Genomic DNA, 11,905 nt, shown 5'->3' on the forward strand with positions numbered 1-11,905 from the left:
GTGGCGTGCATATAGCCTGCCCGCAGTGTCGCACGGCAGATTCAAGGAGATTAGTTTCACATGAGCAATGAGAAAGGAACCCTCTCCATCGAGGAGCAGGGCATCGACACCATATCCGAAGAGGAGCGTAAGGGCACGCCGGCCAGCCTGTTCTGGCCTTGGTTCGCCGCCAACATCTCCATGTTCGCCATGTCGTACGGTGCGTGGGCGCTTGGCTTCGGCATTTCATTCTGGCAGGCCACCGCCATGACCATCATCGGTGTGGTCGTCTCGTTCCTGCTGGTCGGCATCATTTCCATCGCAGGCAAACGCGGCAACGCGCCCACCATGGTGCTCACCCGCGCCACGTTCGGCGTGGAAGGTGCCAAAGTGCCGGCGGCGTTGAGCTGGATCGCAACATTGGGCTGGGAGATTTCACTGACCACCACCGCTGTGCTGGCGCTATCAAGCACCATCGAAAAACTCGGTTGGGGCTCTGGCGCCGCGCCCAAGATCATCTCCACCATTGTGGTGGTAGGCCTTGTGGTGGTCGCAGGTATTTTCGGATACGACCTGATTATGCGCTGCCAGCAGGTCATCACCATCGTGACCGGTGTGATCACCGTCGGCTTCTTCATTCTCGGCTGGGGACATATCGACTTTTCCGCCATTAACTCGGTTCCTGCGGGATCATTGCCGGCCATGCTCGGCTGCTGCTTCTTCGTGATGACCGGCTTTGGCTTGGGCTGGGTGAACATCGCTGCCGATTACTCGCGCTATCTGCCACGCAAGTCCTCTAATGGCGGCATTGTGTTCTGGACCACGTTCGGTGCGTCCATCGCCAATGTGTTCCTGATTTTCTACGGTCTGCTGCTGGCTGTTTCCAATGCCGATATGGCTGAAAACGTTGGAAATGATCCGATTGGCGCCATTGCTTCCATTCTGCCGACCTGGTACTTGATTCCGTACACCATTGTGGCCGTGCTCGGTTTGATGTCCGGCTCCATTATGGACAATTATTCCAACGGGCTTGCGCTGCTGTCGTTCGGTGTGAAGCTGCCGCGTACCGTGGCGGCCGCGTTCACCGCGGCGCTGACCGTGCTTGGCGTGGTCTATGTAACCTTCTTCTCCGATACGTTCATCGGCCCGTTCCAAGGCTTCCTGACCACCCTCGGTGTGCCGATGGCCGTATGGGCCGGCATGTTCGTGGCTGACGTGATTATTCGCAAGAAGGACTACAGCACTGCGGATCTGTACGATTCGAAGGGTCGCTACGGCGCGTGGAACGGCAAGTCTTTTGCCATTCTCATCGTTGGTACCGTGCTCGGCTGGGGGTTGGTGGTCAACACTGCTGCCAGCTGGCTGAACTGGCAGGGTTATCTGCTGTTCCTCATCGGAGGCAAGGACGGTAGTTGGGCCGCCGCCAACCTCGGCGTCATCGTCGCATTGGTCGTTGGCCTTGCGGGCTCATTGATTTTCCAGCGCGGTGATATCGCCAAGCAGGAAGCCGATTTGCCGGTTTCGGAAGCATGAGTTGCTTATTGCGATAATACAAGGAAAGGAAAAGCCATGATCGCAGAAGATGAATGGCTGGTGGTCATCGATAGGCAGCGGGTCTTCGCGGAAAGCGAATGGTCTACATGGGCTTGCCCGGACAGCTCCTATCACACTACTGATGAAGCGTTCGCACGACTTGCCAAAGCGTTCGGCGATCGCGTGGTCTACACGCGATATGTCGCCCCGCAGCCGCCGCAAAACGCTTGGATCGACTATTTCAAGGACTGGCCGCAGTTTTTGGTCGCTCCGGACGACCCGATGTACGACCTCACCGCGGATACCGCGGAATTGGCGCAAGGCCATGCAGTGGTCAGTTGCGACACCTTCGGCAAGTGGGGAAGCGTGCTGAGCGAAGCCATCAAAGGCGCTAAGAAGATTACCGTATGTGGTGTCGCCACCGATTGCTGCGTGCTCACCACCGTGCTCGCCGCGGCTGACAATGGTGTAGCGGTACGCGTTGCTGCTGACGCTTGTGCAGGCAGTTCGCCAGAAAACCATCAGATGGCATTGAGCACCATGGCATTGTTCACGCCGCTGGTCACCGTTACCGACACTGACACTATTCTGAAGTAAAAAACACTACAAGCAAGCCATTTTCCACGGGGCCTACTGAAGTTTTTCAGTAAGTCCCGTTTATGCATATTGCAGCAAAACGGACTTTCAAAGCGTTCGAAAGTCCTGATTCTCCAGTGAGCGGGGGAATGCTCCGTTGGAACTTCCGTTGGTGCTTTTTGGCGCTTTTGTTGGGTCGAATAGGGTGAGATGGGATGAAAGGGAAGGCGGATTATTATACGATGCGGCGGTCGGCGGCCCAGCGGGTGAGTTCGGTTCGATTGGACAGCTGCAGTTTGCGTAGTACGGAACTGACGTGCGTTTCCACGGTTTTGATGGAAATGAACAGTTCTGCAGCCACTTCCTTATACGTGTAGCCGCGTGCGATCAGACGCATGACTTCCTGCTCACGGTTCGACAGGCGGTCCAGCTCGTCATCGTGGATCGGTCCGCTCGCCGAGCCGCCCATGCCTGCCGGTGAGCCATTTTGGAAGGCGGAGAGCACGAATCCCGCCAATTTCGGCGAAAACACGGCATACCCCTCATGTACTTGCTTGATGGAAGAAATCAAATCATCGCCGGAAATCGTCTTCGTTACATAGCCTTGCGCTCCGGCACGAATCACCGATCCAACATCCTGCGGCGAATCGGACACCGACAATGCCAGAAATACGGTATTGGGGGAGTAGACGCGCGATTTCATGAGGATTTCGGCACCACCGCCACCCTCTCCGCCGGGAACATGCACATCAAGAAGCACCACGTCCGGTTTCGTTTGGGCGATCATCGCCACCGAACCCTCAACGTCCGCGGCCTGCCCGACGATGTTGAAATGTGGCTGCAGCGTTGCGATCACGCCCGCCCGGAACATTTCATGATCGTCGACGATGGCGATTCGGATCTGCTGTTCCTGCTCGTTCATTGCTGTTCCTCCGTTGGCATATTCACGTTCGTTGACATATTCGTGCTCACGTTTGCATGCGCGGTTGCATTCGCATCTGCGCTCGCGTTTGGTGTCGTGCCTGTGGGAGCGGCTGCGATTGGCATATGCATGCGCACCTCCGTGCCCCATTGCGGTCTCGATACGATCTCCACTGTACCGCCACGACGTTTGATTCGTCCGATAATCGATTCACGAATGCCAAGGCGATTTGCAGGAATCGCATTCACGTCAAATCCGTTGCCATGGTCGCGTACGAATACTTCCACCAATTTGCTGCTTGCCTCGCAGTAGACGGAAATCGGCTCGCCTCCATGCGTCACCGCATTGATAAGCGCCTGTTGCGTGGCATCAAGCAGCGCATCGGTTTGCGCGCTTGGACGTGCGTCGCCCACCGTCACCACTTCGATCGGCTTGCCATGCGTGTCTTCCACATGTGCGGCGATCTCTTTCAAACCGGCGTTCACGGAACGGTCAGACGTGGTGCGTTCCTGATACAGCCATTCACGCAATTCGCGTTCCTGCGAGCGTGCGAGCGAAAACACCGTCTGCTGATCATCGGCATGCAACTGAATCAGCGCCAACGTTTGCAGTACTCCATCATGCAGATGTGCGGTCATGTCGGCACGTTCCTCTTCGCGTTCCTTCAACGCGCGTTCCGTACCCAAATCGCGAATCAGTGCCATAATCCATGGCACAATCGCAAGCAATGCGCCAATCAGCAGTGCCAAACCGGCGCACAGTATGCGAATCATGGAAAACGCGTCAAAATGCATGCAGGAACTGACATACAAAGCGTATGCGGCGAAAATAATCGCAATACCGCCAAGCATCGTCCATAACTGACCTTCTTCGGCATTGAAACGCAACCAGGAGACGCCGATGCCGACCAGACCAAGCAGCAGGGGCACAATCAGAGTGCGTTCAACACCGCCTGCAAACATGACGAAACAGATGGAAAGCAGCATCAGACCAGCTAATGCAAGCAAAGCGGGTTTTGGTGCTTTCTTCAGTGTCTGTGAAAGGTTTTCGCTGGAAGATTGCGTATCGCCATGCGTTCCGTCGTTGCATGCAGTCGTATCTTCAAAAGATGGTGGTTGCGGGTGCGGACCATCTTGCGTAGCTGTAAAAGATTGATATTCCGGGGAAACAGGATATGTTCCGTACGGCATGTTGCCTCTGGAAAGCGGTGCCTGCCATGGTGAACGCTTGCCTGCGATAATGTACGCCTGCTGGACTGGATCACCCACGGGCAGCGCCATCCACAGGAAAATATAGGCGATCAGTCCCGCACCGAACAGACATGTGGTGGCGAGGAAAAACAGGCGCACCCATAGCACGGCAATGCCCAAATGCATGCTGATCGCCTTGCACACGCCAGCTCCCATGCGTCCGTATGAAGGGCGCATCAACGGCAGTTTGGCCGGTTGCGTCGGCATGGGACGTCCCTCATGCAGGGCCTGGTCGCAGCGGTAGCGCATATATACGGCGCTCGCCTGGTCGTACTGGCTTTGCGTGTACCACGGTTTTCCTAAGGATTTCATACTTCTATTGTGCCCTGTGGGGGACGCTGTTTCAGGGCATTCATATAGTGTTCAGGGCAGATTCAGGGTGTTCCCCGATACATGTGGCATGCGCGAGTTGCTGTAATGGAACCATGAGCAATGCAAACAATGGTCCGCTGGGCGATCGCGGCAACGCAGGGCCGCAGCCTTCTGCTGGACAACCGTATCATCGGCAGCCTGCGTACGGTTCGCCGCAACCTTCCCGCGGTGGCCGTTTCTTCGCGTGGATTCGTTCCAGCCAGGTCAAGCGTGGACATGACCGTTGGATTGGCGGCGTGTGCGATGGCATAGCACGTCGTCTTGGTTGGAATACCACGTTGGTTCGTGCGCTTATGGTGGTTGCCACACTCTTTTTCGGCGCGGGTGCCGCGTTCTATGGCCTGGCGTGGTTTGTGCTGCCGGATGAGCGCGACAATCAGATTCTTGCTGAGGATTTGATTAACGGCAAGTGGGATTGGAATTGCATTGGCGCGCTGTTGTGCTGCCTTGTTGCCATCTGTTTGCCGGGGGCAGGATGGTTTGCTTTCGCATTGGCCGCGTTGGTGCTGTGGCTTCTGCTCAATAGGCAGATTTATGCGCCGAATGTTCCTCCAAATCAGTGGCAGCAGCCCCCGTATGGTCAGGCTCCGTACGGTCAACCGCAATATGGTCAGCCTCAATATGGAAGTCCTTCGTACGGACAGCCGGTGCCTCCTGCATCGCCGTCTCCAGCGCAATCGAATCCTTATACTCAGCCGATGCAGACGAGCGGCGCATATAACGGGGTGGCCAACACGGCTTCGTCACCGGAATCGCAATCGCATCAGCCCCAACGCCTTCAGCCTCAACAGCCTCCATATCATGCCTACCAACAGCAGGTCAATGGTCCGGCCGCTTTTGCCACGGCCAATGTTCCTCCAACATTCACCGCTCCGGCGGCCCCGGTAGCGCAGGCGCCTACGTCGCCAAGATATGGACGTCGCAAGCCAGCCGGTCCGCTGCTGGTGTTGGTGATGTCCGGTCTTGCGATGATCGCATGCGCACTATGCGTATGGTGCATTATGACGTACGGCGTTCAAGGCGGGCAGCGGGGCACCGAATACACGTTGCAGGCATGCGCGGCATTCGTCGGTGGCATCTGTCTGGTGACGGGAATCGTTATTATCGCGCTCGGATTCGCGGGCAGAAGAACGGGAGGATTGCATCCTCTGACATGGATATCCATATTCATGTCGTTGGTCATGGTGATGGCTTTGGCGGGTTATTCGCTGCTCAGCTATCGGATTAACACGGGCATTCCCTTATCCTACAAGAGGGTCAATGTGTCGGGAATGATCACCATGGGTTCCACCGCCAGTGAAATGAGCGAATACGAGCAGGGCATCGTCGCGCAAGGCAATGATTACGCCACCGACGTGCTGCATATCGACTTAAGCGATTACGCGAAAAACAACGGTCCGCACAAAGTGGATCTTCAGGATGGCACACAGGGCACGACTTCCTGCCCTACAGGAACGTTGAATGTGGTGGCCTCAAGCGCACAGGTCGTGGTGACCTTGCCGAACGGCTGCTGGTGGGCGTTCGGGGCTGACGGTAATTTCTACAACATCACCGATTTCGTCGGCAGTTCGGACGGGCTCACGTTGGATTCCGGCAATATCTATGTCTCGCTTATGGGCAACGATTCCACGAAATCGGTAGTGAAAAAGCGTGCGCTGGGAACTTACGATCGGAGTTGCGGCTCGTACGGAGACGAATCCGGCATCGAGGATTTCGATGATGAGACCGATACGGAAGATGGCATGGATACCGGCGCCGATTCCACTAGGACCGATTCCCCCTTCAAAGACGGGAATGTAGATAAGGCCTACCGCGAAATCTACGACAATCATCAATATTGGCCGTGCTTCACCGATGATGGCAAGGCTCCGGTCATGCCAACCGGACTGCAGATCAATACTATGGCAACGGTCGGCGGCAGCGTCGCGGTGCAGTATGCGTCCGACAACACATTGGGCAAAGCGGGAAAGGAGTGACCATGAGCGACGACAAGACCCAGGAAATGCCGGTCATGGCTGATGCCGGAGATATGCCTACCGAAACGTTGCATACCGTGGATGCGCAGTCCACGTATGACCAGTCGCAGCGCAGTGGGCGTGCAACGCAGGATGATAAGCCGCGCGTGGAATCCGTTCCAGCGCAAAGCGTTCCGACCTATACCGCTTCGGCAGCCGGCGCGAATAGAGGGCGCAAGAATCGGCAGATTGGAGACGACATCATCAGACCTTCCGGAAGAAGCGGTTCGACCATCGCGCTCGGCGTGTTCACGTGCTTCATGGGGGTGGTGACGCTGCTTTGCGGCATGCATGTGCCAATGAATCTCTGGTGGTGGGCCAGCGATCCGAAACAGTTCTTCGTATTCCTGCTCGGAGGCATCGGCGTGCTGCTTATCGCCGTCGCCGTGATCTGGGCGATAGTCAGCGCGGTGCGTTCAAACCGATCCAAGAATGGAGGGGATGCGGACAGCGACGATCCATTCGACGCTCCCCATAGCTCGGATGCCACGGCCTTTTCGACTGATTCGGATAAGTCACCGGTTTCGGAACGATCGTGAGAATCAGCTGAATAGCCCCTGATATCAGCCGCACCAACGAAATCGAGGCTGACATCGCAAACAAATACGTGACCACCATGGCATGACCAAATCCAACACTTGCTTTTCCATCTTGACGTTGGATTTTGGTCGTACCATGGTGGTCATTTTTATGGTGATGTACGGGGCTTACTGCAGTTTTCAGTAATTGTCACGGTGTGTTTTCACTGTGTTTACTGTGCGGCCTCAGCCTGTGCCAAGTCCTCGAATCCAGCCAAACGAACCGTATTACGAATCGTCTCTTCGGTGAGATTACGCTGCTCATGCCGCAAACGCTCCACAAAGTCGCGGTATAACGCCACAGTACGGTCGGAATAGGTGCCCAATTCGCCGCGCAGATACGTTTCGAATGACGTGGTCTCTGGCGTATCTTCGACAGTGGTCAGCACGCGCATCGCCTCGCCAAGATGAGGAAAACGCTCACGAAAATCACGCGCCCACGACACCTGAACTGTTATGATGCCTTCCTGCAAGGCGTTGCGATCCGCGGAAATCCGGGGAATATACGGCGCAATGTTTGCACAATACTCCTGTGGATATGTGGATTGCATCATGCGACCATACTTTTCCGTCACCAAATTACGTCCAACACGGTCGGCTTCCTGCAGGTCCGACCGGTAACTGCGCAGCAATTCTTCCGGCCACGTCATGAACTGACTGGCACGCATCTGATGGAACATCGGCCAATTGCCTTGGCAGGACGCGCGACCGCCCTCATTGTTAGTTTGCTGAAACTGATTCCATTCCAGTTTGATAATGGATTCAACAATATTCGTTGTATTGGAAGCATCCATTGCATCTGGAATTACGGTGTCGTTCATATGTTTTCGATTCTTGATTTTGTCTGACTATTGTTCTGATTCGCAATGCTTGCGATGGATTTTTGATTGTAGGCACGTCACAGGCTGTGCAGACAACTCGCGTCGGACTTGATATGGTTCTCAACATACGGCCGCTGCCATTCCACAAACGTTTCGTGGGATTCGGTCAATCCCTCCCGCAGCAATTCATCCACAACATCACTGCAGATGCGCTCAACAGTGGCGATAATGTGCTTTGCCGCAGGCTTCGCACCCTTGCCGCCCTCACCGAAACCGACACCACCGAAACATGCGGCGGAACTCAATCGCAATATGTCTTCCAACTGTTCGCACACGCCGGCCAGCCTTGTTGCCATACGGCGGCTCAGCTTGCGTAATGCCGCAAACTGCCACTTGTAATACGGCAAATACCCAACGCTCACCGGCTCATTGATCAGAAACACCAACGAGGCCGTGGCATTCACAAACTCATGAATGCTCAACATCGCTGCAGCGCCATCGCCACGTTGCAACATGCGTGGCAGATTGTATTGCCCAGCCTGAGCCATCATGCCCAAACGTTGGGAAATCAAGGAAAGTCGAACATCTTCCGGCATGAACTTAAACCCCTGCCGAGTTTTGGAAAACACCCCCAACGGGTCGGCGAAGACCTGACCGTTTGTGGCAGTGGCCAACGTATCTTCCTGCAAACTTAGCCAAGATGCAACATCGTTCTGTGCCGGAGCCTCACGAAACAGCGTGATCCGCTCGAAGAAATCACCGATACGAAACACGCCATCACGGCGGAACTCGCCTTGCGCACGCGGCGTAAGTGGCGATTGAGATGCGGAAAGAGCGTCGGAATTAGCCGAACCATGCCCTGCAAAATGCGGCTTGCCCTGCTCGTCAACAGTGAAATCGCGACTCAACGCATCGTAATCAGCCTGCAATTGCTCGCCAATCGCATCATAATCCTCTTCGGTAAGCCACAGGCAGAAACGCGGCGCGAAATCATGATCGCGCGACAACTCATCGTCGAAACCGAAACATTCCGAACCATAACCGACCAAACCTGCGGCAATCCGCCCCTGATATGCCGAATATGCGCCGGCAACCAACGGTTTGCCGAGATCATTCCAGAATGCGCGAGACAAAGCAAGTCTTGAAATATGGTGAGAAATCGCAGGAATCGAAGATGCGCCGGATTCTGCCATACAGTGCGGTTCACTTGATTGCTGATATTCGCTTGATTCCGGTGAATGCTGAGATTCCAAGGATTCTTGCGATTCTTGATATTCTTGCGATTCCCGCGTCTTATGCGATAACGACATGTGCTTATGCAACGCCTGTTTTGCCACTTCAAGATTGACTGCAGTCGTGTGATAGTAGTCGGTGTTGCGTCCGTAGCATTCCTCAATCACGCTCAACGCATGTTCATAGCCGGAAACCGCGTCTTGCAGGCAGCCGGCCATATAGCATGCCTGCGCATAGCCGGCCAGTGCCGAAGCATAATGCGCACTATGTTCCAAATGCCCGGTACGGTAGATTGTCAACGCTTTCTGGGCGTGCTGCATGGCGTCGCCCGCCCAATGCCGGTCCATCTGCAGGAGCAGCAACGCGAGATTGGTGTGCGTGGAGGCAACGTCGATATCGGCGCTCGCATCGGGGGAGGACTGCTCCAACAGTTCCAGCGCCTGTTCCAGCTCGCGCTTCGCCTGATTGAGACGACCGGTTTCGCTGTACAGCATGGACATGTTGTTGTGCAGCGCGGCCAGTCGTCGGTCGGTGGGGGAGAAGGCGGACGTGGCCGCGTCAAGCGCCTGACGGTACAGCTGTTCGGCCTCCTCGTACTGGCCTGCGGCTCGCATGCCCGTGGCCGCGTTGATCAGCGTCGTAGCCCACGCCTGCGGGTCGATTTCCTGAAGATGCAAATGATCCGCAATGCTTAACGATTCGCGGATAATCGGCAGATTGTCGGTATGGCGACCTTGCGAACGGTAAAACCCCATCGTTTCGTTCAACACCGTCAGCAAACCGGCGTCATCATGACTGTGTTCGGCTTCGGTTCGTGCCTTCTGCAGATACGGTTCAGCCTGTTCAGGAGCCTTATGCGCATCGAAAATCGCATCAAGACCACGCAAAAATCGTTGTACATCAAATGTTGCGCAACCGTCATCGCAATTATTCATATTCAGATTGACATCACTGTCTGCCATCGCAATCCCTTCATCGGTGACTTCCATCATCTCCCGAACTGCAGACGGCATCGCAGACGGCGAAACAACGAAAGATGGGGACATTCGATACGTCGTAAAAAGAACAACGGGATATCTCAGCATAATAATTGTGATGAGATATCCCGTTACATAACATAAATAATCGAAATAACTGACTGTCGAATGTCAGACGTGCACTTTGCGCAGGCGCTTCATAGCGCCCGTATGTGTTTCGTAACGACGCGAATACGTGACCAGCATGATCACTGCAATCAACGCGATCGGAGCGCCGGCCAAACCGGTGTAATGGTAGTTCATGGCGGTTGCGGTCAACGCGGCGCCGCCAACGATCGAACCAACCGCATTGCCGAAATTGAACGCGATCTGTACGGCTGCACCCGCAATCAGCTCGCCGCCGCCTTCACCGGCCTGCACCATCAACAACTGCTGCGGAGACGAGTTGAAAAACAGTGCGAAACCAAGCATGAACGTCAACAATGCAGTCGTAACGAGATTGCCGGGAACGAAAAACACCAACAGCAAACCAACCGTGGCAATAGCCTGCGAAAGACCAGCAGTGGCACCTGGCTTCCACAAATCAGTCAAACGGCCGCCAGCAATACCGCCAAGCACCATGCCGAAACCAGCAAGCACCATTAACAGGGGAACCATCGAGGAATTCCATCCACCGACCTTTTGCAGCCACGGCGAAATGTAGCTCCACCAGCAGAAAATACCGGAATTACCGCAGAACACCGCCATGAGAATAAACCACGGACCGGCGTGGGTGAGGAAACGGAACTGCCCTTTAATGCCAGCGTCCTTGATCGGCGCGACGAACGGCACCCACGCAATCACCAACACCATCGTCATCAACGCCCAAGCGGCAAGAATCGCAAACGCCAAACGCCACGACAGCATTTCCGAAAGCAATGTGCCTGCAGGCACACCCAACATATTGGCAACCGTCTGACCCGTCACCATCATCGACACGGACTGTGCTTCCTTGCCTTTATCGGCCAAAGTCTTGGCAATCAGCGTGGCCGTACCGAAAAACGCGCCATGCGGCAAGCCCGAAATGAAACGAGCCGCCAGCAACATGGGGGAATTGAACGAAACCGCGCTCAACGTATTGCCGACCAGCGCGATGATCATGAACAGAATAATGAGATTCTTCGGCGGTACCTTACGGCCGAACACCAGAATCAGCGTGCCCACGCACACGCCGATCGCATATGCGGAAATATAATGGCCTGCCGCAGGAATGCTGACCTGCATGGCGGCGGCTGTCTGGGGCAGAATGCCCATCATCACGAATTCTGCGGCACCAAGAATAAAGGCGCCGGAAGCCAAAGCCAGAATGCTTCTTTTCACAGTCTCTCCTCCATGAATGTGAAGCGTGTTGGTGTGCGCGATTGTTTACGCGCTTTTTTGATTTTTCAGGTGGTTGCGTCTCGCATATGCTGTTTTGCACCGCTGATGCGCTGGAAATAAAAAAGGCGGAACCGAAGTTCCGCCTTAAGTTGTCGGGCTGGCGGGATTTGAACCCGCGGCCTCTTCGTCCCGAACGAAGCGCGCTACCAAGCTGCGCTACAGCCCGTTTTGCAACAGTTGGAAATATTACACGATTGCTTAGGTAATGCAAATACGGCGTGTCGCGTGTG

The 11,905-nt window shown here is 55.2% G+C and carries 9 protein-coding genes and 1 tRNA gene; 4 read left to right on the forward strand and 6 right to left on the reverse strand.

Features of this window, described 5'->3' with window-relative positions; translation table 11 throughout:
• The first annotated feature begins 60 nt into the window (after positions 1–60).
• Entirely contained in the window at positions 61–1,512 is a 1,452-nt protein-coding gene (locus WMO36_RS00990) for a purine-cytosine permease family protein (protein ID WP_271724530.1), read from the forward strand.
• Between the two features lie 36 nt (positions 1,513–1,548).
• Positions 1,549–2,109, forward strand: a complete 561-nt coding sequence (locus tag WMO36_RS00995) for a cysteine hydrolase family protein (RefSeq protein WP_099570936.1) — start codon at positions 1,549–1,551, stop codon at positions 2,107–2,109.
• Positions 2,110–2,323: 214 nt separating this feature from the next.
• Here WMO36_RS00995 and WMO36_RS01000 read toward each other — a convergent pair whose 3' ends face one another.
• On the reverse strand, positions 2,324–3,010 hold the full coding sequence (locus tag WMO36_RS01000) for a LuxR C-terminal-related transcriptional regulator (protein WP_250779009.1): 687 nt from the start codon (positions 3,008–3,010) through the stop codon (positions 2,324–2,326).
• Complete coding sequence (locus tag WMO36_RS01005) at positions 3,007–4,572, reverse strand: ATP-binding protein (protein WP_349076451.1); 1,566 nt, start codon at positions 4,570–4,572, stop codon at positions 3,007–3,009. Before WMO36_RS01005 ends, WMO36_RS01000 begins: the two co-directional genes overlap by 4 nt.
• Positions 4,573–4,685: 113 nt before the next feature.
• On the opposite strand from WMO36_RS01005, the gene WMO36_RS01010 reads away from it, so the two are divergent.
• Positions 4,686–6,608, forward strand: coding sequence for a PspC domain-containing protein (locus tag WMO36_RS01010; protein WP_144164879.1), 1,923 nt, complete (start codon positions 4,686–4,688; stop codon positions 6,606–6,608).
• 2 nt (positions 6,609–6,610) lie between these two features.
• Positions 6,611–7,186, forward strand: a complete 576-nt coding sequence (locus WMO36_RS01015) for a hypothetical protein (RefSeq protein WP_349076453.1) — start codon at positions 6,611–6,613, stop codon at positions 7,184–7,186.
• Positions 7,187–7,398: 212 nt separating this feature from the next.
• Here WMO36_RS01015 and WMO36_RS01020 read toward each other — a convergent pair whose 3' ends face one another.
• From WMO36_RS01020 to WMO36_RS01035, 4 genes are all read right to left on the reverse strand, one after another.
• A complete protein-coding gene (locus WMO36_RS01020) occupies positions 7,399–8,046 on the reverse strand; it encodes a DUF4125 family protein (RefSeq protein ID WP_349076455.1) in 648 nt (215 codons plus the stop codon).
• Between the two features lie 77 nt (positions 8,047–8,123).
• Complete coding sequence (locus WMO36_RS01025) at positions 8,124–10,241, reverse strand: DUF4037 domain-containing protein (protein ID WP_349076457.1); 2,118 nt, start codon at positions 10,239–10,241, stop codon at positions 8,124–8,126.
• 186 nt (positions 10,242–10,427) lie between these two features.
• Positions 10,428–11,615: an MFS transporter gene (locus tag WMO36_RS01030; RefSeq protein WP_099570929.1), complete on the reverse strand. Its 1,188-nt coding sequence runs from the start codon at positions 11,613–11,615 to the stop codon at positions 10,428–10,430.
• 152 nt (positions 11,616–11,767) lie between these two features.
• Positions 11,768–11,841 (reverse strand) — tRNA-Pro (locus WMO36_RS01035).
• Positions 11,842–11,905: the final 64 nt, after the last annotated feature.

Source organism: Bifidobacterium hominis, assembly GCF_040095915.1.
Classification (GTDB): domain Bacteria; phylum Actinomycetota; class Actinomycetes; order Actinomycetales; family Bifidobacteriaceae; genus Bifidobacterium; species Bifidobacterium hominis.